Below are 21,240 nucleotides of genomic sequence, written 5' to 3'. Positions count from 1 at the left end.
TATTGAACGAAAACGCTGTAGTAAAAGTGAAAGCTTTTAGTGCGGCGTTTTTGTTTGGTATTAGAAATTGTCACAAAATTTACGTAATGGTTTCATGCAAATTTCACACTTTTTTTGTACGCTAATAAACGAGGTGTAAGAGAGATGAAAACAATTCGAATCATTTTTTTAGGTATGTTCCTGCTTGTCGTAGCTGGATGTTCAGATGAGCACTTTGAAGCAATCGACCCACATCTATCATTTGTTGCAACTGTCAATATTTTGGAACCATCGCTTACATTTTATGATCAAGCAGCAAAGCAAATCGCTAACTGGTCTTTAAAAAAATCATATACAGGCGCGAGTTTAGTGGGAAATGATGCTGTACTTTTATACGGTCATCAACTTACAGAGGCAGATTTATATGAACTTTCTTCAGGAAAAATATTAAAAATAATTGAAACAGGCATTGGTGTGACCAACACTTTATATGATGAGGCATCCGAGAGAATTTTTATAACAAATAGTAAAACCAATGAGTTATCAAGTTATACAATGAATGGAAAGCTTCAGAAAAAAGTGAAATTAGGAAATTATCCAATGTCGATGACTGTTCGTGATGATAAACTATATGTAATTAACTATAAGGACACCATACTTTCAATTGTATCTACAGAAAAATTGCAGAAACTTGAACAATGGTCTATTCCAAAATCATCCCATGGTCTTTTTATTTCACCAGAAACAAACGAGATTTGGATCGGGGGTCACGGTGAAGGCAGTAGCCCAAATGAAGCAGTGCATGTGTATAATTTAATGACAGGAAAGCATAAATCTGAAATTATAACCCCACTCATGCCAGTTGGCTTTGCACAGCATAACGAAGATGTCACGATTGTTAGTCATGGTGCAAATATGATTTATGATGTACAACTAGACGGAACGATTAATTGGCAGCAAGAAATTGGCGCGAATCCCTTTGCAGTCGCGTATTTAAGAAATCAGCTTGTTGTCGCGGGTTATGATGATCAGGTCATTTACTTTTTAGAAAATGGGCACATACAGCATCAAGTAAAATCAGGAAAAGGCCCGTTCCAATTGCTTGTGAGGGAGGGGTAAATAATGACGACAATATTAATTGTAGATGATGAAGAAAATATGCGTCAGCTTATTGAATTGATTTTAGTGAAATCAGGCTTTAACACCGTTCATGCAGAAAATGGCATACAGGCGTACCACATCATGACACAACAAAAAATCGACTTAGTATTATTAGACGTTATGATGCCTGGCGAGGATGGCTTTATTGTATGTGAAGCGATTCAAGCAATTGCGAAAATACCCGTCATATTTTTAACGGCGCTTGATGCAAGTACGGATAAAGTAAAGGGCTTAACACTAGGTGGAGATGATTACATCGTAAAACCGTTTGCAGCAGATGAATTAGTTGCTCGAATTCATGCAGTACTACGCCGAGTTGGGCATATGACAGAACAGAAACCAACACATTATTTAGAACACGGAGCTATAAAAATCGATGAAGTGGCTAGAAAGGTGTATATAGGCGATGAAATTGTACTATTAACATTAAAAGAATTTGAACTTCTACATCTTTTTATGCAACACCCAAACAATGTCTATTCTCGTGAACAATTGCTAGAACGTATTTGGAATTTAAATTATGCAGGCGGTACGCGAACCGTAGATACCCATATTAAAACATTGCGCATTAAATTAGGTAAGAAATCGAAAGCAGCAAGCGATTCCATCCAAACTGTATGGGGAATTGGCTACCGTTTTGAAACGAGCGCATGAAAAAACTATCATCTAAATTATGGTTACTCATCGTACTGTTTTTATCTATGACTGTCTTCTTTATGTACATATTCACAAATTTTCTTTATGAACAACTTTATGTTGAGGATACGAAGGCTTCAATGATCGAAATCGGTGAAAAGCTGCAAACGAAGTACAAGGGTGGCAAAGTGACCGATGAGTTGATTTACGAGATTGAACAATACGCGGATTATGCAAATGTCGAAATTTTTGCCGTGAGAAATCCACGTGAACTTAGTGCCTGTGTTCCATTTGAAATCGACTACGATACACTCATCGGACCAGATGAACGACAGCGATTAATTGCAGGGAAAAAGATTACCAAAATCGGCTATGAACAACGATTTGAACGCCAAATTATTTCGGTAATCTTGCCATTTACAGATCAAAATCGTTTAGAGGGCATTTTATATTTGTATTTTCCGTTAGCAAAAATTTCAGAGCTTGCAAAAGAAGAAGTGCTTTTACTCATCACTGGCGCCATCATGTTTTTAATTATTGCTGCATTTTTCGTTTACCAAGGGATGCGTAAGATTTTGCAGCCCCTTGCAAATTTACAGCAAGCTGTTAATCAAATGGCTAATGGGGATTATCAGACGAGAGTAGATGTCACCTCCAAAGATGAAATTGGTTCATTATCATCTGCCTTTAATCAAATGGCTCATTCTATCCAGCAAGAAGACGAAGCACAAAAGTCATTTTTAGCAACGGTTTCGCATGAACTACGCACACCAATTAGCTATGTCAAAGGCTATAGTGAAGCGATTCAAAGTGGAATAATTGAAGAAGATAAACGCGATGAAGCAATACAGCTTATTGCGCGAGAGTCTGCAAGAATGGAGCGCTTAACGAATGAGTTAATGCAACTTGCAAGAAAAGAGGAAGCATTACATACGAATGAAGCGGAACCACTTGTATTAGCAGAAACCATTCGCGATGCACTATCATTAGTCGAGCAAAAGGTGGCTTTAAAAAGTATTCAGTTAATCCTGCAATTAGAAGAAGAACTAATCGTAATAGGTGATGAGCAAAAATTGAAGCAGGTATTTATTAATGTATTAGAAAATGCCATTCACTACTCTTCTGAAGGCGGATGCATAACGATTGATTCGAAAACATTAAATAACGAAGCACAAATACTTATTTCAGATGAAGGTATCGGCATTCCTGTTGAAGATTTACCTCATATTACAAAGCGCTTTTATCGCGTAAACAAGGCGCGCAGTAGATTGGATGGGGGAAGTGGGCTTGGTTTATCAATTGTTGAGCAAATTGTGAAGCAACATAAAGGTAGTTTAAAAATAAAAAGTATCGTAGAAAAGGGAACGCAAGTGGAGATAATGTTCCCAATAATGGAGGAATTAGAATGAAAAAGTGGCTTTATAGTGCAGTAGCAACATCGTTTTTATTATTTGGTTGTGGAGATGAAGAAGTAGAGGTGGATACATTAGATAACGGTATCATGCCAGCAGAAGTTATTGTAGAAATTCAAACAGCAGAGCAATTAGCTGTCGGTGAACCGATACAATTAGCGGCAAAAGTAACACAAAATGATGATGCCGTGAATGATGCCGATGAAGTGAAATTTGAAGTTTGGGAATCAGGTCTACGTGATGATGGAGAAATGCTTGAAGGGACATTAACAAAAGACGGTATTTATGTTGTAGATTATACGTTTGATCATGATGGTGTCTATTATATGTTCGCACATACTACAGCACGTGGATTACATGTGATGCCAAAACAAAAGTTAGTTGTCGGTAATCCCGATATGGACAAGGTACTAGAAGATACAAGCTCACATTCAATGGAGCATAGTTCTGATGATAAAGACAATAACGAGCAAGAACATCAAGAGGAAAAAAAAGAAGAAGACCATAATCATTAATCTTTAGTGGGCTCATCACCATAAGTTGGGGATGACATAATTTAAGGATTCAAAGTGATTCCTTTTTAATCTAGTCCGTTCTGCTACGCTTCGGGGCACTCTATTTTGGAATAAAATTTTTTTCTAATAAGGTGTTTTAGATAAGGCTTAGCCCGCCAATAGCTAGACAAACTGATAAAACAATAATCAACCCCATGTTACGGTGATGAACCCTTTAGTGTTGCAAAAATTGTTAAAAAGCGTATAATAAATGACCAGATGACCGAAATGGTATTTTGGTCATTTTGCATCCAGGCAAATGCGCCAGCCCCTCGAGCATTTCAGTCACGCCTTCGGAAAGTGGTAGAACATTTACTTTCTTGTTGGGCCTTCCAATGTTTGCTGGAGCTTAATGGAGCTTTTGCGGTTCTGAGTTTAGGGGGTAAGTTTATGGATCGTCGACAAGAAATATTATTAGCTGCTACGAAGTCATTCTCGTTATTTGGTTATAAGGCGACAACAATCGAACAGGTTGCCAAAATTGCAAATGTCGGCAAAGGCACTATTTATACTTTTTTCTCAAACAAAGAGGAATTGTTCCAAGAGGTCGTCATAAATTTAATTGAAGAAATGAAAAGAGAAACAGACAAATCAATTAATCCGAATGTGAGCTTTATGAAAAATGCACATATGTCTTTAATGAAAATGCTTCAATTTAGAGAACGACATATGCTATTCGCTAAACTAGTTGAAGAGGAAAAAGCATTACGAACACCTGAAGTAAAACAAATGCTCCTTAAAATTGAGGGCGAAATTATTTCTTATGTTTCAAAGCGTATTCGAAATGGCATTGAAAAGGATGAAGTTAAACAGTGTAATCCAGAACATGTTGCATATCTATTATTCAAAGCGTATATTGCATTTATCGTAGATTGGCAGTTGACACATAATGTACCACTAAACGAACAAGAAATTTTATCGTTATTTAACGAAACGATTTTTAGCGGGTTAGCTAAAAAAAAGTAACTTCACTTCAATGAAAGTGGAATTCTTTTTACAGTAAAATGACCAAATGACGTTTTTGGTCAATAAGTCTAATAGGGGGTATAACATGATAAAAGCAGAATGGCTTAAAATTTTAAAAACGAAAAAAATGCTTATTTCAGTCATTGCAATTTTGTTTGTACCAGTCATGTATTGCGGGATGTTTTTATGGGCGTTTTGGGATCCATATGATAAGCTCGAAAACATGCCAATTGCGTTAGTCAATGAAGACACAGGCGCAGTGATGGACGGCGAAACGATGGAACTAGGCGATATGCTCGTCGATAAATTAATTGATACGAAACAGTTTAAATTCGAAGAGGTAAGTGCAGAAGATGCTGACAAAGGATTAAATAATTTAAATTACTATATTATTATTAAAATCCCAGAAAACTTCTCTGAACATGCGACAACATTGTTAGATGACTCACCACAAAAATTAAAAATAGAGTACATTCCAAATGAAGGCTATAACTTCATCGGTGCTCAAATTGGTGAAACAGCTATTGGTCGTGTGCAAGCAGAAGTAAATAAACAAGTATCTGCGACATATGCTGAAAAATTATTTGATTCGATTACAAAATTAGGTGACGGCTATAATGAAGCAGCAGATGGTGCAGGTCAATTAGATGATGGTGCGAAAAAAATTGCAACTGGTGCTGAAGATTTAAAAGGCTATTTAGAGCAATTAGCATCTAGCACAATTGAATTATCTGACGGAACTGACACGTTAACTGCTGGTGCAAAAACTGCAGCAACAGGAGCAGGTGAATTAGCAACTGGTGTTACAACGATTGCGGATGGCGCGGGTCAATTAGCAGCAGGAGCACAAACAGCAGCAACTGGTGCTGACACGTTAAAACAAGGTATTACAAGTTATACACAAGGTGTTAGTCAAGTTGCAAACGGTCAAAAAGAATTAACAGCTGGTCAAGCAAGCTTAGCTGAAAATTTATCTTTATTAGCACAAGGTACAGCCGATATTGATGATAAAATTAAAGCATTAGCGGACGGTTCAGCGAATGTTGCTGGTGGGATGGATCAGCTAGAAGCGCAATTGCAAGCAATTATTCCAATGCTACCTGAAGAAAATCAAACAGCATTAAAAACAGCATTAGCTCAGCTTCAAGCAGGAAGCCAACAAGTAAGCGGTGGTTTATCACAGCTACATGAAGGAACAAATGGTTTGGATGATAAAATTGCTGCGCTTAGTGAAGGTGCTAGTAAATTAAACGCAGGTCAGCAACAAGTAGCTACAGGTGTTACTCAGTTAAATGGCAATTCTACAAAATTAGTCGACGGGGCCGCATCATTAGCTTCAGGTAATACGTTATTAGCAAATAAATTAAATGAACTAAGTACTGGGGCAACGAAAGCATCAGCAGGTGCCAATGAATTAGCATCTGGTTTAAATGCACTAGTTGATGGTTCAAATAAATTAAATGACGGTACATCATTATTAGCTGAAAAATCTGGTGAGCTTGCGGAAGGTTCTACTACATTAGTAGACGGTACAAAAGAGTTAACAGATGGTACAGCCACATTATCTGGAAAATTATCAGAAGCAAGTGAACAAGTAAATGTGAATCCAACTGAAAATACGTATGATATGGTTGGTCAACCAGTTGAAGTAGATAAAACTGTTGTAAACCATGTACCAAACTATGGTACAGGATTTTCTCCATACTTTATTTCTTTAGGGTTATTTGTAGGGGCATTATTAGTAACAATCGTATTCCCATTGGTAGAGCCTGTGATTATTCCGAAAAACGGGTCAAGCTGGTTCTTCAGTAAATTATCAGTTTTAATTGGTGTTGGATTGATTCAATCATTATTAACGATTCTTATTATGATTGGTGTTCTCGGCCTAGAAGTACAAAGCATGCCAAAGTTCATCTTAATGACAATCTTTACAAGCTTTGCATATTTAGCAATTATTCAACTGCTTGTATCAATTTTCGGTGACCCAGGACGCTTTATCGCGATTATTTTATTGATTCTTCAATTAACAACAAGTGCAGGTACATTCCCACTTGAGTTACTGCCAGATAAATTACAATTCTTTAATAGCTTTTTACCGATGACATTCTCTGTTCAAGGTTTTAAAGCAGCAATTTCTACAGGAGATTCATCATTCTTTATGTTTAACGCGAGCATTTTAGGTGCATTTTTCTTCGGTGCTTTAGTAATTACATTTGGTTACTTTACACTGTTATACAAAAAGCACTACTCAAAGTATGATGTAGAAGCTAAGTAAAAATAAACGCCTGAGTTTGATTTTAAATCAGACTCAGGCGTTTTTTGTATTGTACAAAAGAAAAACCAAGGTCCTTGAGCGAGGGCCTTGGCGTTGTAAGCTTTTATAGGTTCATCTTATCTAAGATGAAGGTTATTTGTGTACAGCTAGATAAAAATAATATAAGAATTAAAGAGAGTTGCATTTTTCACAATCGTTGCTGTAGCACTCGCTTTGTTCTTCAATTTTGTCACCGCATTGCACGCAAATTTTGTCTGGTAAGTTTTTGAAAAATTCGACTACATTTTCTAACATTGTGTCTGCCTCCTTTAACTAAACTGTTATATTACTTATCTTTATATTTTGTATTGTATTATAACAGTTGTAATTCGTCAACACAAAACACAAAATTTAAGTTAAAATAAATATGGATAATTTGTGAAGGAGTGAAGGTTCTTGTATTTTATCGATAATAAAGGGATTACAGATCCACGCATTAACTTAGCAATTGAAGAGTATGTATTAAAAAACATGGATATCGAAAAGGATGATTTTTTACTGTTCTATATTAATCAACCATCGATTATCATTGGAAAAAACCAAAACACAATTGAAGAAATTAACACCGATTATGTAGAAGAAAAGGATGTTATTGTTGTACGTCGTCTTTCAGGTGGAGGCGCAGTTTACCACGATTTAAACAATTTAAATTTCAGTTTCCTAACGAAAGATGATGGAGACAGCTTCCACAACTACAAAAAGTTCACGCAACCTGTTGTAGATGCACTTGCTAAGTTAGGAGTTAACTCAGAACTTTCGGGACGCAATGATATTTTAGCTGAAGGGAAAAAGGTATCGGGGAACGCGCAATACTCAACGCGTGGCCGCATGTTCAGCCATGGTACGTTAATGTTCAATTTAGATATTGATGCAGTTGTTAATTCATTAAAAGTAAAACAAGACAAAATCGAGTCAAAAGGCATTAAATCGGTTCGTTCACGTGTAGCGAATATTATTGATTTCCTACCTGAGAAAATTACGGTAGAACAGTTCCGTATGGAGATTTTAAAATCGATTTTCGGTGGCGAAGAAAACATTCAATACTATGAGTTATCAGAAGAGGATTGGGCGAACATCCATGAAATTTCGGAAAACCGTTACCAACAGTGGGAATGGAATTACGGAAAATCACCGCGTTTCAACATTCAAAAAACGAAACGTTTCCCATCTGGTAGTATTGATATCCGCTTAGAAGTGAACAAAGGCATTATTGAAGAAGTGACAATTTTTGGGGACTTCTTCGGTGTCGGTGATGTAGAAGAAATCGAACAACTTTTAATTGGAACAAAATATGATCGTACGGATATCGGAGAAAAATTACATGACATCGACATTTCAAAATATTTCGGTGGCGTTACAGATGAAGATTTTTTACATTTAATTTACTAATATGTAAATTTAATGAATTAAAGAGAAGGCTCCTATTTTCGGGACCTTCTCTTTTTTGTTACAATAAAGTAGAACTTAATCAGTGGGGGTTTCATCCCAAAGGAATACGGGATAAACTATGATAGATGTACATGGCACGCTCATAAAGGAGGTCGTTCATATGGAAAAGCATCGAATTTTTATAGTAGAAGATGATCAAAAAATTGCATCGCTACTAGCGGATACTTTACGTAAGTATCAGTATGATGTAGAAACAATTCGAGATTTTGATTTATTAGTGGAACAATGCCTAGCGTTTTCACCACATATTATTTTATTAGATATTAATTTACCTTCTTATGATGGTTATTATTGGTGTCGAAAATTACGACAATTTACGAAGTGTCCGATTTTATTTATTTCAGCACGTTCTGGAGAGATGGACCAAATTTTTGCATTAGAAAATGGTGGCGATGATTTTATTACAAAACCATTCAATTATGAAATTGTTTTAGCGAAAATTCGCAGCCACTTGCGTCGTACATATGGTGAATATTCAGTAAGACAAGAGGAAAGAACCATAACGAATGGGCAGCTCACACTATACTTAGAGCGCATGGAATTACAATTAAAAGATTTAATTGTACCATTGCAAAAAAAAGAGTGTATCATTTTAGGCTTATTAATGGGCCAAGCACCAAAAGTGGTTTCACGCGATCAATTGTTAGAAGAACTATGGGACGATCAAGCATTTGTTGATGAAAATACGCTCAATGTTAATATGACGCGTGTTCGTAGAAAATTAGCGGATTACGGTGTTGTATCGGGGATTGAAACGGTTAGAGGAGCAGGCTATCGCTTCTTATTAAGTGCGGAGGAAATGTAATGGCCATTAAATTATTTATTAAGGAGCATGTGTCATACATTATTTTTCAAATAGTGCTGACAGTGTTTTTAATTGCACTTTTTTGGTTAGATGGATTTCGCGATATGGATACAGCAAGTTATGCCATAGTAATTAGTGTGCTACTGATTACATCGTTTTTAGTAGTGCGCTACATGCTAAGAAGACGCTATTTAGCAAAAATTATCGAGCTCCCAACAACGATGGAAGATGCATTACAAAAGAATGCGAAAACATCGGAATATGCGACAACAGAGCGTTATTTAAATCAGCTCTATAAACTATATCAACATGAAGTACAAAGTTTGTATGCGACTCAATCGAGACAGTATAAATTTATGAATCAATGGGTACATCAAATGAAAACGCCAGTTTCGGTTTTAGAGCTGTTGTTGCAGCAGGAAGAACAGCTCGATAAAAAGAGTGTCCAAGAAGAAGTAGAGCGATTAAAGCGTGGACTTGAAATGGTCTTAATGAATGCACGATTAGAAAATTTTGCAGATGATATGCAAATTGTTAAAGTACCTTTAAAGTCTGTTGTTACAGCAACAGTAAATGAAAATAAGCGTCTATTTATTACCAATCGTGTATTTCCTGATGTGCAAATTGATGATGATTTAATCGTTATGAGTGATTCAAAATGGTTAACTTTTTTAATAGAACAATTTATTACGAACGCAGTGAAATATACATTTGAACCAAATAAAAAAATCTACATTTCAACAAAAATTATCGATCATCGTATTCATTTAACGATACGTGATGAAGGGATCGGTATACCAAAATCAGACTTATCTCGTGTGACAAAAGCATTTTTTACAGGTGAAAATGGTCGTAAAACAGGCGAATCTACGGGAATGGGTTTATATATCGCAAAAGAAATATGTAATCAGCTGGGGCATCAACTTGTCGTTACATCAGAAGTAGGGCATGGCACGAAAATTGAAGTGATTTTCCAATCCTAGGAGGAGCATTATGCTAAAAATTGAAGAGTGGTTATTAGCGGTCGATTTAGAACATACAAAAATGGCGTTTGAATTTAATAGCTATCGTTGCATTAGTGATGAATGTATAAATTTTGTAAAAGCATGTAAAGAGAAGATGGATCCGGTCGTGTTAGATTTTGCTGAACAGCTAGGAATCGATCTTTCAAAGCCTAGTCAGCTCCATAATCATCTCGTCAATAATGATTCAGCGGTTATGTATTCGGGAAAATATCATATTGTAGGAGAAGTAATTGAGGGAGAATACGATGCTTGGGATATTGTACTAGGACAACATTGCTTTTCTTTAACCAATGAATTTGACATGGTGCCGATTGTTATGGAAGGTCCAGTCATTGAAATTAGCTTCGAAGTTGTTTTGCCATGGGTGCTAGAAAAATAAGTGTAAGTAATTGAGGGATAAAAAAATGGCGATTTTGCAAATACATGAAGTGACAAAAGTATATGAAGGAAAAGTGACGAAACGTGCGTTAAATCAATTAAGCTTTGAAGTTGAAGAAGGCGAGTTTGTTGCGATTATGGGGCCGTCTGGAAGTGGTAAGACTACACTACTAAACATGGTATCAATGATTGATAGTCCAACTTCTGGCGAGATTATTTTTAATGGTACGAAGCCACAAATGTTAAATAGTGAAGAACTTGCTTATTTTCGACGCCGTCAATTAGGTTTTGTCTTTCAAGACTTCAATTTACTACCGATGTTGTCAGTAGAGGAAAATATTATATTGCCCTTAACACTAGATGAACAACCGATTGCTGTAATGGAAGAACGTTTAAAGTTCTTGAGTGAAAAGCTCGACATCATGCAAATTTTACAAAAGCGTCCCAATGAAATTTCAGGTGGACAAGCGCAACGCACAGCCATTGCACGGGCACTAATTCATAGACCGATGATTGTATTAGCAGACGAACCAACAGGAAATCTTGATTCCAACGCATCGCGTGAAGTGCTTGAGCTTTTAGGGAATATTAACAAACAAAATGGAACGACAATTGTGATGGTTACACATGATCCCATTGCGGCAAGCTATTGTGACCGTGTGCTTTTTATAAAAGATGGTGAATTTTTCAATGAAATTTATAAAGATGACCGTCGCCAAACATTTTTCCAACGCATTTTAAATGTACTAAGCTTATTAGGGGGACATGTCGGTGACTTTTCTTCAATTCGCTTACCGTAACGTTTTCCGTAACTTTCGAAATTATGCTGCCTTTTTTATGGCAAGCTTTCTGTCTGTATTTGTATTTTTCATCTATTCTATGTTAATGTTCCATCCAGAAATTGAGCGTGGCTTTTTAGGTGAAGTATCGATTGCAGGTATGGTGTTTGCTGAAATTATTCTTGTACTATTTTCTTGGTTTTTTATATTTTATTCGATGCGTGCTTTTTTAGAGGTACGTACAAAAGAATTTGCAATTTTACTTCATTTAGGGATGGATCGTCATCAGCTTGGAAAACTAATCATCATTGAAACGATGACAATTGGCTTTTTATCAAGCATAGCAGGGATTATTTTTGGGTTTGCCTTTTCGAAATTTTTCTTTATGATTGTCCGTGAAATTTTGAATTTAGATAATTTACCCTTGTACTTATCGTGGAAACCATTCGTGTTGACGTTGTTCGTCTATTTAAGTGCGTTCATCGTTATTTCAACAATTAGTATTATGTTCACGCCAAATATTAAAATTCGCGATTTACTAAAAGGTCCAAGTACGATTGAAGTAGAGGATTCATATTCAAAGCGATTTGCTGTATTAGGTATTGTGCTTATTCTAGCTGGCTACGGGTTAACGCTATTTACAACGAAAACTTCGATTTTTAACTATACATTACTAATTCCGATTTTCGTGATATTTGGGACGTATTATTTCTTTAGCGATACGACCCTTTTTATCATTGACCGTATTAAAGGAAAAAAGCATATGTATTGGAAGCGCTCAAGAATGTTGTCTGTTGCAGAACTTATCCATATTTTACGCGTGAACTCGCGCATGTTTTTCATTGTGACACTTGTTTCAACATTAGCGTTTTTAACGGTTGGGATCTTATCGGCGATGTCATCGTATACGTCTCAATATGACAAGCTAAACCCGATTGGCCTGATTTATAAAGGGATTGTCGATAATCCCTATGAAGACGCCCATATTTTAGCGTTATTAGAAGAGCTAGAGGAAAGTGGATTGAGCTACCATATGACCCGCTTTTCCGTTATTCGACAAACATCATCGTACACATCAAACCCTGTAGAGGTATTTCGAGAAACGGATATCAACCATTTACTCTATTCGTATAAATATCCGCTTGTCAGTTTAGATAGTGGCGAATCGATGTTTATTCCTTATTCGGAGGATTCGATTAAAAAGCTTGAAAAAACAAAAGTAGAAACCGAATTAATAGAAAACAATATAAAACTGACAATTAATAGTGTGTATCCGAAAATGTTCTTCCCTTCTGCAATTGTTAGTAGTAATGCCATTATTATCAGTGATGAGGATTACAAAAAATTAGTGAATGATTTTGAGTTATCACCTGACGTGGAGCCAGGCTATCACTTGTTTACATTCGATATTCCCAACTGGACAGAAACTGAAAATATTGGGGTAGATATTTACCAAATGGTAGCGAAAGACTACGTCAAAAATAATGACTATACATTGCCATTTTATTTTGAAAATGCAGGGTTAAATTATTCTTATATATTAGCTACGTATTCTTTATTAACACTTGTCGGTATTTTAGTCGTCGCTGTCTTTTTACTTGCTTCTGGAAGTTTTGTTTATTTTAAATTGTATGCATCACTTGACCGAGAGAAGAAACAATTTGATATGCTAAAACGAATCGGCCTGACAGATAAAGAAATGAAGCGACTGATTACGCGAAACTTAGTTATTCAATTTTTCTTACCATGGGGACTAGCCTTTGTACATAGCGCATTTGCGTTCTACGTCGTGCAAACGGTTTTACATGATGTAATGAATTTATCGATTGTAAAGGAAGTTGTTGTTTCCTTTTCAATCTTTGCCATCATTCAAATTGGTTACTTTTTCTTAATCCGCTGGCGTTATATTTCACATATGCGCTCGTGAATAAAGATGCTTTAAAGTAGAAAAAAACGTCATATTCAACTGAATTTATGCATGAATAACAATTTTAATATTGTTTTATTAATATACTTATTTTATAATGTTAATAAAGTGAATATTTGTTCATTTACGCATAAAGGGGATGGGTGTATTGAATTTAGTTGAAAAAGTAAGACAACAGGCTTTCGAACAACCAGAAAAAACAGCGTATTATTTTTTAGGTAAAGGCACGTCGTATGGGGAACTTGAACAGGCAATTGCTCGTTTTGCGGCAGCACTTGAGGATTTAGGTGTACAAAAAGGCGATCACGTCGCATTTTTACTAGGAAATACACCACATTTTATTATTTCATTGTACGCGTCAATGCGTATTGGGGCAGTTGCAATTCCAATTAACCCCATTTATACACCAGATGAAATTTCATACATTATCAAAAACGGTGATGTAAAAGTAGTTATTGCGCTCGATTTACTTTTACCGCTTGTGGAAGCAGGGGTGCAAGGATTCCCACAAGTGACAAATTACATCGTGTGCGAAACGACACCAGATGTTGCGGAAAAGTATGCAGCATTAAGTGACAATGCGAAAGCAAAAACAAAATTATTCACGCAAGTATTAGCTGCGACTAATCGGACAGTAGATCCAGTTGAAGTAGCAGCAGATGATACAGCGATTATTTTATATACATCTGGTACAACGGGACATCCAAAAGGCGCCATGCTGACACACCAAAATTTATATTCAAATGCACGTGATATTGGCGATTATTTAAAAATGACCACAGAAGACCGTATCATTACTACATTGCCAGTATTCCATGTATTCGCATTAACGGTGGTTGTCAATGCGCCATTAACGAAGGGTGCGACGATTTTATTAGCACCGCGCTTTAGCCCAGGCGAAATTTTTGATTTAGCCGCTACTTATAAGGCGACGGTATTTGCTGGTGTGCCAACCATGTTCAACTTCCTTTATCAATATGAAGGTGGTAATGTTGAGGCGTTTTCAAGCTTACGTGTAGCAATTTCAGGTGGCTCTTCTTTACCAGTTTCGCTATTACATAACTTTGAACAAAAGTTTAATGTACGCGTATCGGAAGGCTATGGTTTATCGGAGGCATCACCCGTAACATGCTTTAACCCAATCGATCGTGAGCGAAAAGCAGGTTCAATCGGTCCATCAATTATTAATGTTGAAAATAAAGTAGTGGATGAATATGGCGTAGAAGTGCCAGTTGGTGAAGTAGGAGAATTAATCGTACGCGGACCAAATGTCATGAAAGGCTATTATAAATTACCAATCGAAACAGAAATGGCGATTCGTGATGGTTGGTTATATACAGGCGATTTAGCGAGAAAGGATGAAGAAGATTACTTCTACATTGTGGATCGTAAAAAGGATTTAATCATCGTTGGTGGCTATAATGTCTACCCTCGTGAGGTAGAAGAAGTTTTATTCTCACATAAGGGTATTATTGAAGCGGCAGTAGTCGGTGTTCCAGACACGGACTTCGGTGAAGCAGTACATGCTTACGTCGTATTAAAAGATCAAAGCTTAACAGTAGAAGACATTAGAGCCTACTGTGTGAAGCACATCGTAAAATATAAAGTGCCAACTGTTATTGAGATTTTAGAGGAGCTTCCAAAAAACACAACAGGAAAAATCCTACGTCGCTCACTAAGACCGACAACAAAAAGCTAATCTAGAACAAAGACACCTATTGCCAGTCAGTAGGTGTTTTTGCTATTAGTAAAAGAAATAGTTATCAAAAAACAAAATTTTGAAATTTCAAACAAAAGGTGATAGACTGATTATTACGAAATTCGAAATAATAAAGAGGTGCTCAATATGACAAAGTACATAACAAAAGAAAGCTTATTTGAACTACAATCGATCACAAACCCAGTTCTATCACCAAATGAACAAGAAGCCTTGTTCGTACGCACACAAATAAATGAAAAAGAAAACAACTACGAAGCGCATTTATTCCACGTTGATTTAACAACTGAAGAAGTAACACAATGGACATTTGGTAATGACCGCATTTCCAACCCACAATGGTCACCCGATGGCAAACAAGTGGCCTTTTTATCGAACCGCAAAGAAAAGAACCAACTGTATATCGTAAATCGCCGCGGTGGAGAAGCACAGGCAATGACGACTCTACCAAACGGTGTAAATTCGTATTTATGGAGCCCTTGCGGTGAAAAAATTTGGCTGACAAGCTCTGTTAAATCAGGTTTAACGATTACAGAAGAGCAAGAAAAGGATGATAAAAAATTTCCAAAAGCTTATGTAGTCGATAAAATGAAATATAAAGCTGATCGTGTTGGTTTATTACCACAAGAAAGCTACTCACAAATTGCATCGATTGAATTAGCAACAAAAGAAGTAACAACATTCACAGAAGGCGACTATTCACATTCACTACAAGGGATTTCACATGATGGAAAAACTCTTGTAATCAGCGTGAACCGTGTAGAAAATACAGACGATGTATTCCGCATGCCGCTTTATTTAGTAGATGTTGAGACTGAAGAAGAAACACTTTTAATTGAGGAAGATGGCTATTACGGTGGCGCAGAATTTTCATTTGATGATCGCTATATTGCATTTGGTGGCTCAGATCAAACGTTCAAAAATGCAACACATGGACATCTTTACATTTACGATACAGAAACAAAACAAACGCAAAATTTAACGGAAATGTTTGATCTACCTGTAGGAGATTATGCAGTTGGTGACACGCAACAAAATGCAGTAGCACCTGAAGTGGCGTGGACTGAAACTAATGATTTATACTTCCAAGTTTCCACTGAAGGAGATATTCGTTTATATTACGCAACGCTAGAAGGTGCAGTGTATCCAGCTTCACCAGAAAATGAGCATGTATACGGCTATGCAATATTCAAAAATGGTAATCGTGCGTTAATGACAGTTTCGAATCCAACCTTCGTTGGTGAATTAGTTGATTTTGATATTACAACAGGTGAACGTAAACAGCTCACTTCATTTAATGAAAAGTTTTTACAAGAGACAACAATTTCCACACCAGAGACAATTATTTATCCATCAAAGGATGGCACAAAGGTTCATGGCTGGATCATGAAGCCTGCTAATTATGTGGAAGGTGAAAAATATCCTTTAGTTGTAGAAGTACATGGAGGTCCACATACACTTTATGCGAATACATTTTTCCATGAAATGCAGTTGTTAGCGGCACAAGGGTACGGTGTATTATACGTGAATCCACGTGGTAGTCACGGCTATAGTCAAGAGTTTGTTGACGCGATGCGCGGTGATTATGGTGGCATTGATTATGAGGACATCATGTCGGGGGTCGATTATGCGCTTGAAAATTATGCATGGATTGATGAAACACGTTTAGGTATTACGGGTGGTAGTTACGGTGGTTTTATGACGAACTGGGCTGTTGGGCATACGAATCGCTTCAAGGCTGCAGTAACACAGCGCTCAATTTCAAATTGGATTAGTTTTTACGGTGTATCTGACATCGGATACTACTTCACAGAATGGCAAATTTTAGCGGACATGAATGATACCGAAAAGTTATGGCAACACTCACCGCTTAAATATGCAGCAAATGTTGAAACTCCTTTACTTATTTTGCATAGCGAACGTGATTTCCGTTGTCCAATCGAACAAGCAGAGCAGTTTTACATTACATTAAAACGTATGGGTAAAGAAGTTGGCTTCGTGCGCTTCCCAGAAAGTGATCACAACTTATCACGTACAGGTATTCCGAGCCTACGTTTAGAACGATTGGAACAAATTACTGGCTGGTTTAAAAAATATTTATAAATTATAAGAAAGAAGAGGCTCCTTACAAAAAGGGCCTCTTTTTTGTTAAAAATTTATATGAATTGTAAAGGTTTTGTAAATTTATAGAAGCTTGCAACATATGAGCATTTTGTTCGTCATTAACATGTATAATTAAGTAGGAATGAACAGCTATCATTATCTTAGTGTGTTAAAATTAAAAATAAATTCAAATTGAAAGAGAGAAAAAATATGTCAATAATTACTGGGTTGATTGATTTTATTTTGCATATTGATGATCATCTCGTTGATATTATTCAGCAGTTTGGTCATTGGTCATATGGAATTTTATTTAGTATTGTATTCGTAGAAACAGGCATCGTGATTATGCCGTTTTTACCAGGGGATTCCTTATTATTTGCAGGGGGTACATTAGCTGCTTTAGGTGCGTTTAATTTACCGCTATTACTACTTATATTCTTCACTGCTGCCGTCCTTGGTGATACCGCCAATTATCATATTGGCCATAAAGTGGGGATGTCGATTCCAGAAGATAGCTTTTTAGGTCGTTTTATTAATCGTGAGCGCTTAGAAATGGCGCAACGTTTCTTCAATAAGCATGGTGGTAAAACGATTGTGATTGCGCGCTTTATGCCATTCATTCGTACATTTATTCCGTTCGTAGCGGGTGCTAGTAAAATGCATTATAGATATTTCCTTCTTTATAATGTGATTGGTGCGTTTTTATGGGTAATGGCTTGTACATTACTAGGCTACTTCTTCGGAAATATTCCAATTGTTAAAGATAATTTCTCGACGGTATTAATTCTTATTATTTTAATTTCTGTACTACCAGCACTTATCGGTTTACTTAAATCTAAAAAGAAAAAATAAACTGTAGGGGCCTCGCTAATGTAAAATAGCGAGGCCCCTTTTTATTGAAACTTATTTTCCTTTAAACTGTGGACGACGTTTTTCTGCGAATGCATTTAGTGCCTCAATTCGATCTTCAGTAGGAATTGTCAGCTCATAGGCTTTTCGTTCAATTTGCAGACCTGTTTGAATATCGGTCTTCATCCCTTGCTTGACAGCGAATTTTGCTTGTTGCAAGGCAATCGGTGCATTTTGTAAAATGGCTGCTGCAAATTCAGCAGTTGTTTCATGTAATGTTTCAAGTGGTGCAATCTTTGTGAGAAGGCCATATTGCAGTGCTTCTGCAGCGGTCATTCGCTTGGCAGTTAAAATAAGTTCCAATGCCTTTGCTTCACCGATTAAACGCGGCAAACGTTGCGTTCCACCAGCACCAGGAATAATTCCAAGACCTGTTTCGGTAAGACCAAGTGTAATATGTTCTGCTGCAATACGGAAATCACAAGCAAGTGCAAGTTCCATCCCACCTCCAAAAGCATAGCCGTTCAGCACACAAATTGTAGGCTGAGGTAATTGTTCAATCATCGTAAATACTTCACCGAAACGATTTAAATTACGTTTTACAAGTGTATCAGGCAATGTTTTTCGTTCTTTTAAATCAGCTCCAACAGAAAAAGCCTTTTCCCCAGCGCCCGTAATAATAACAAGACGGATATCCGGATGAATTTGAATGGATTCCATTACTTTTCGTAGCTGTTCTAGCATTTCAAAATTAAAAGCATTCAACATTTCTGGACGATCTAATGTAACATAAGCGATAAAATCTCTTTGTTCGTATTTAACAAAATCCACATTTATTACCTCCCTATTTTGTTTGTCAATTGTATAGTACAATGTAATCAAATATAATTACAACATATGGAATGTTTGGAAACTGAAAATGGTGAAAATTATCGAGTAGATTATAAGAAGAATTGGGGAACTACTATGGAAATTTTTATTGGACGACAGCCTATATTCAACGTTGAAGAAGAAGTAGTAGCATACGAGTTGTTATATCGTAATAATATGAACAATGCATTCCCAGATATTGATTCGGATTCAGCAACATTAGATGTAATTATCAATTCCTTTTTATCCATTGGTATTAATGAAGTGGCAAATGGGAGACCTTCATTCGTCAATTTTACTGAAAACCTAATTCTGAGTGAATCCTTTGATTTTATAGATCCAACAGCATTGGTAATTGAAGTATTAGAAGATGTTCCGATTACAAATGCCCTTATTGATCGCTTAAAGATTTTAAAAAGTCGTGGTTTTAAAATTGCGTTGGATGATTTCGTCTTGAATGAAGAAGTATTAATATATGATGAATTATTTAGCTATATTGATTACATCAAAGTCGATTTTTTATTGACGCCGGTATTAGAACGTATGGAAATTGAAAATAAAATTAAATCTCAATTTCCGTCGATCAAATTACTTGCGGAAAAGGTTGAAACACGGGATGAATTTGAACTAGCAAAGCATACAGGCTATTCTCTATTCCAAGGCTACTTTTTTGAAGAACCTCAAATTATTAAGTCAACCGATATTCCAGCAAACTTATTGCAGTATTTTCAAATTATCATTCTTTTAAGAAATGAAGAATTAAGTATCGATTTATTAGCAGAAAGTATGGAACGTGAAATTTCACTATCTTATAAATTGTTACAGTTGATTAATAACTCAGCAAAACGCACAAAGTCAAAGGTACGCTCAATTAAACAAGCCATATTGCTACTAGGATTAACGGAACTACGCAAGTGGATCTATTTATTAGCTATGCGTGAGTCAGATGAACAAAGTAATAACGATGTGTTTAAAGAATTGATGTATTCATCATTATTCCGTGCAAAAGTATGTGAAAAATTGGCACGTCGAAACAACAAGGACAACTATTCAGAATACTTTTTAGTTGGGTTATTTTCATTAATTGATTCACTACTGCAACGTCCAATGAATACGATCCTAAGTAAGCTTCCATTATCGGAAACGCTTCTCGAAACAATAAGTGGTGAGATGACAGAAATGACACCATACTTACAAATGAGTATTGCATTAAATAAATTAGAGTGGGATCAGATTGAGCCACTTACTGAAAAATTCACAATTTCTCATCAAGAATTAATCGAAATTAATGAGGAAGTTATTTTATGGGTTGAAGATGCATTAATTGTATCCTAACTTCGCTTCATTTTAATGAAGTTCTCATTTTTAAATGGTTTTGCTATAATTCAATGGAATTTCCTAAAAAAAGTGAGGATGTATATGAAAGAAAATGTGTATAATTCACAGAATTCAGTAAAAAATGTGATTAATGAATATTTATTTGTCATTATAGGTGCCGCGATTATTGCACTTGGATTTAATTTATTTTTATTTCCAAACCAAATAGCATCTGGTGGTGTAAGTGGGATTAGTACAATTTTACACGGAGTATTTGGTTGGAATGCAGGGCTTGTTCAATATGCATTTAATATTCCGTTATTTATTGCAGGTGTGTTGGTTTTAGGAAAGAAATTTGGCTTTAAATCATTAGTGGGAACTCTAGCGTTGCCATTTTTTGTACTACTAACAGCAAGTTGGGATGCGTGGACATTAAATCCCTTACTTGGCGCCATTTTTGGAGGAATTGTTGTTGGTTTTGGTATTGGACTTGTGTTTAAAGGGAATGCTTCTACAGGTGGTACGGATTTACTTGCACAAATTATTACAAAGTATACAGGGCTAACATTAGGGACGAGTGTATTATTAATCGATGGAATCATCGCGGTTAGTGCTGCCGTTGTATTTGATTTAGAAAAAGGACTTTATGCACTAATAGGTTTATATGTTACGACGAAAACCATTGATATCGTACAACTTGGCTTTAGTCAGTCAAAAATGGTTTATATCATTACCCAGCATGAAAATGAAGTTCGTGACGCCATTTATAAAGAGGTGAATCGTGGTGTGACAAAATTACCCGCAGTCGGTGGTTATACGGGTGAAGAGCGTCCTGTATTGATGGTTGTTGTCTATCAAACTGAGTTCACAAAGCTGAAACAAGTGCTGAAAAGTGTTGACCCATATGCGTTTGTCATTGTTTCTGATGCATATGAAGTATTGGGCGAAGGTTTCAAACGAGTATAAATTCGGTATAATAGGTAAGGAAATAGAAATTCA

At 36.2% G+C, this 21,240-nt stretch carries 19 protein-coding genes; 17 read left to right on the top strand and 2 right to left on the bottom strand.

The features are described from left to right. Positions 1 to 144 precede the first annotated feature (144 nt). The 6 genes from DCE79_RS15355 (at position 145) to DCE79_RS15330 (ending at position 6,983) form a co-directional block, all read left to right on the top strand. Positions 145 to 1,098, top strand: a complete 954-nt coding sequence (locus DCE79_RS15355) for a YncE family protein (RefSeq protein WP_108713868.1) — start codon at positions 145 to 147, stop codon at positions 1,096 to 1,098. A 3-nt stretch (positions 1,099 to 1,101) separates the two neighbouring features. After that, the gene (locus DCE79_RS15350; protein ID WP_108713867.1) at positions 1,102 to 1,794 is read left to right on the top strand and encodes a response regulator transcription factor; all 693 of its coding nucleotides are present in this window, start codon (positions 1,102 to 1,104) and stop codon (positions 1,792 to 1,794) included. Continuing rightward, positions 1,791 to 3,185, top strand: a complete 1,395-nt coding sequence (locus tag DCE79_RS15345; RefSeq protein ID WP_108713866.1) for a sensor histidine kinase — start codon at positions 1,791 to 1,793, stop codon at positions 3,183 to 3,185. Before DCE79_RS15350 ends, DCE79_RS15345 begins: the two co-directional genes overlap by 4 nt. Continuing rightward, positions 3,182 to 3,703 carry a FixH family protein gene (locus DCE79_RS15340; RefSeq protein WP_108713865.1) on the top strand — a complete coding sequence of 174 codons (522 nt, stop codon included), beginning with the start codon at positions 3,182 to 3,184 and terminating at the stop codon, positions 3,701 to 3,703. Before DCE79_RS15345 ends, DCE79_RS15340 begins: the two co-directional genes overlap by 4 nt. Before the next feature lie 429 nt (positions 3,704 to 4,132). Continuing rightward, the gene (locus DCE79_RS15335) at positions 4,133 to 4,708 is read left to right on the top strand and encodes a TetR/AcrR family transcriptional regulator (protein WP_108713864.1); all 576 of its coding nucleotides are present in this window, start codon (positions 4,133 to 4,135) and stop codon (positions 4,706 to 4,708) included. Between the two features lie 85 nt (positions 4,709 to 4,793). Continuing rightward, positions 4,794 to 6,983 (top strand): YhgE/Pip domain-containing protein, encoded by a 2,190-nt coding sequence (locus DCE79_RS15330; RefSeq protein WP_108713863.1) that lies wholly within the window; start codon positions 4,794 to 4,796, stop codon positions 6,981 to 6,983. Positions 6,984 to 7,151: 168 nt separating this feature from the next. Here DCE79_RS15330 and yhfH read toward each other — a convergent pair whose 3' ends face one another. Further along, positions 7,152 to 7,277, bottom strand: coding sequence for a protein YhfH (gene yhfH / locus DCE79_RS15325; RefSeq protein ID WP_108713862.1), 126 nt, complete (start codon positions 7,275 to 7,277; stop codon positions 7,152 to 7,154). 141 nt (positions 7,278 to 7,418) lie between these two features. Here yhfH and DCE79_RS15320 point away from each other — a divergent pair, with 141 nt between their 5' ends. The 9 genes from DCE79_RS15320 (at position 7,419) to DCE79_RS15280 (ending at position 18,057) form a co-directional block, all read left to right on the top strand. Then, positions 7,419 to 8,411: a lipoate--protein ligase gene (locus DCE79_RS15320; protein ID WP_108713861.1), complete on the top strand. Its 993-nt coding sequence runs from the start codon at positions 7,419 to 7,421 to the stop codon at positions 8,409 to 8,411. A 160-nt stretch (positions 8,412 to 8,571) separates the two neighbouring features. Continuing rightward, positions 8,572 to 9,276 (top strand): response regulator transcription factor, encoded by a 705-nt coding sequence (locus tag DCE79_RS15315; RefSeq protein ID WP_108713860.1) that lies wholly within the window; start codon positions 8,572 to 8,574, stop codon positions 9,274 to 9,276. Next, positions 9,276 to 10,259, top strand: a complete 984-nt coding sequence (locus DCE79_RS15310) for a sensor histidine kinase (protein ID WP_108713859.1) — start codon at positions 9,276 to 9,278, stop codon at positions 10,257 to 10,259. The genes DCE79_RS15315 and DCE79_RS15310 overlap by 1 nt, the downstream gene beginning before the upstream one ends. Positions 10,260 to 10,269: 10 nt before the next feature. After that, positions 10,270 to 10,680 carry a hypothetical protein gene (locus DCE79_RS15305; RefSeq protein ID WP_108713858.1) on the top strand — a complete coding sequence of 137 codons (411 nt, stop codon included), beginning with the start codon at positions 10,270 to 10,272 and terminating at the stop codon, positions 10,678 to 10,680. A gap of 25 nt (positions 10,681 to 10,705) precedes the next feature. Next, positions 10,706 to 11,479 (top strand): ABC transporter ATP-binding protein, encoded by a 774-nt coding sequence (locus DCE79_RS15300; protein WP_108713857.1) that lies wholly within the window; start codon positions 10,706 to 10,708, stop codon positions 11,477 to 11,479. Continuing rightward, positions 11,451 to 13,385, top strand: a complete 1,935-nt coding sequence (locus DCE79_RS15295; protein WP_108713856.1) for an FtsX-like permease family protein — start codon at positions 11,451 to 11,453, stop codon at positions 13,383 to 13,385. The genes DCE79_RS15300 and DCE79_RS15295 overlap by 29 nt, the downstream gene beginning before the upstream one ends. 148 nt (positions 13,386 to 13,533) lie before the next feature. Beyond that, on the top strand, positions 13,534 to 15,084 hold the full coding sequence (locus DCE79_RS15290; RefSeq protein WP_108713855.1) for a fatty acid--CoA ligase family protein: 1,551 nt from the start codon (positions 13,534 to 13,536) through the stop codon (positions 15,082 to 15,084). Positions 15,085 to 15,231: 147 nt separating this feature from the next. Beyond that, positions 15,232 to 17,205 carry an alpha/beta hydrolase family protein gene (locus DCE79_RS15285; protein ID WP_108713854.1) on the top strand — a complete coding sequence of 658 codons (1,974 nt, stop codon included), beginning with the start codon at positions 15,232 to 15,234 and terminating at the stop codon, positions 17,203 to 17,205. A 210-nt stretch (positions 17,206 to 17,415) separates the two neighbouring features. Further along, the gene (locus DCE79_RS15280; protein ID WP_108713853.1) at positions 17,416 to 18,057 is read left to right on the top strand and encodes a VTT domain-containing protein; all 642 of its coding nucleotides are present in this window, start codon (positions 17,416 to 17,418) and stop codon (positions 18,055 to 18,057) included. A gap of 51 nt (positions 18,058 to 18,108) precedes the next feature. On the opposite strand, the gene DCE79_RS15275 is transcribed toward DCE79_RS15280, so the two are convergent. Continuing rightward, complete coding sequence (locus tag DCE79_RS15275) at positions 18,109 to 18,885, bottom strand: enoyl-CoA hydratase-related protein (RefSeq protein ID WP_108713852.1); 777 nt, start codon at positions 18,883 to 18,885, stop codon at positions 18,109 to 18,111. A 135-nt stretch (positions 18,886 to 19,020) separates the two neighbouring features. On the opposite strand from DCE79_RS15275, the gene DCE79_RS15270 reads away from it, so the two are divergent. Next, complete coding sequence (locus DCE79_RS15270; protein WP_108713851.1) at positions 19,021 to 20,259, top strand: EAL and HDOD domain-containing protein; 1,239 nt, start codon at positions 19,021 to 19,023, stop codon at positions 20,257 to 20,259. Positions 20,260 to 20,343: 84 nt separating this feature from the next. Then, a complete protein-coding gene (locus DCE79_RS15265; protein ID WP_108713850.1) occupies positions 20,344 to 21,207 on the top strand; it encodes a YitT family protein in 864 nt (287 codons plus the stop codon). Positions 21,208 to 21,240 lie beyond the last annotated feature (33 nt).

Source organism: Lysinibacillus sp. 2017, from assembly GCF_003073375.1.
In the GTDB taxonomy this organism is placed as follows: Bacteria; Bacillota; Bacilli; order Bacillales_A; family Planococcaceae; genus Solibacillus.
The sequence above is the reverse complement of the archived record's forward strand: the minus strand, read 5'-3'. Positions and strand labels throughout refer to the sequence as shown.

Coding starts and splice junctions, on each gene's coding strand:
- DCE79_RS15355 (WP_108713868.1), top strand. CDS start 145: ATGAAAACAATTCGAATCATTTTTTTAGGTATGTTCCTGCTTGTCGTA.
- DCE79_RS15350 (WP_108713867.1), top strand. CDS start 1,102: ATGACGACAATATTAATTGTAGATGATGAAGAAAATATGCGTCAGCTT.
- DCE79_RS15345 (WP_108713866.1), top strand. CDS start 1,791: ATGAAAAAACTATCATCTAAATTATGGTTACTCATCGTACTGTTTTTA.
- DCE79_RS15340 (WP_108713865.1), top strand. CDS start 3,182: ATGAAAAAGTGGCTTTATAGTGCAGTAGCAACATCGTTTTTATTATTT.
- DCE79_RS15335 (WP_108713864.1), top strand. CDS start 4,133: ATGGATCGTCGACAAGAAATATTATTAGCTGCTACGAAGTCATTCTCG.
- DCE79_RS15330 (WP_108713863.1), top strand. CDS start 4,794: ATGATAAAAGCAGAATGGCTTAAAATTTTAAAAACGAAAAAAATGCTT.
- yhfH (WP_108713862.1), bottom strand. CDS start 7,277: ATGTTAGAAAATGTAGTCGAATTTTTCAAAAACTTACCAGACAAAATT.
- DCE79_RS15315 (WP_108713860.1), top strand. CDS start 8,572: ATGGAAAAGCATCGAATTTTTATAGTAGAAGATGATCAAAAAATTGCA.
- DCE79_RS15310 (WP_108713859.1), top strand. CDS start 9,276: ATGGCCATTAAATTATTTATTAAGGAGCATGTGTCATACATTATTTTT.
- DCE79_RS15305 (WP_108713858.1), top strand. CDS start 10,270: ATGCTAAAAATTGAAGAGTGGTTATTAGCGGTCGATTTAGAACATACA.
- DCE79_RS15300 (WP_108713857.1), top strand. CDS start 10,706: ATGGCGATTTTGCAAATACATGAAGTGACAAAAGTATATGAAGGAAAA.
- DCE79_RS15285 (WP_108713854.1), top strand. CDS start 15,232: ATGACAAAGTACATAACAAAAGAAAGCTTATTTGAACTACAATCGATC.
- DCE79_RS15280 (WP_108713853.1), top strand. CDS start 17,416: ATGTCAATAATTACTGGGTTGATTGATTTTATTTTGCATATTGATGAT.
- DCE79_RS15270 (WP_108713851.1), top strand. CDS start 19,021: ATGGAAATTTTTATTGGACGACAGCCTATATTCAACGTTGAAGAAGAA.
- DCE79_RS15265 (WP_108713850.1), top strand. CDS start 20,344: ATGAAAGAAAATGTGTATAATTCACAGAATTCAGTAAAAAATGTGATT.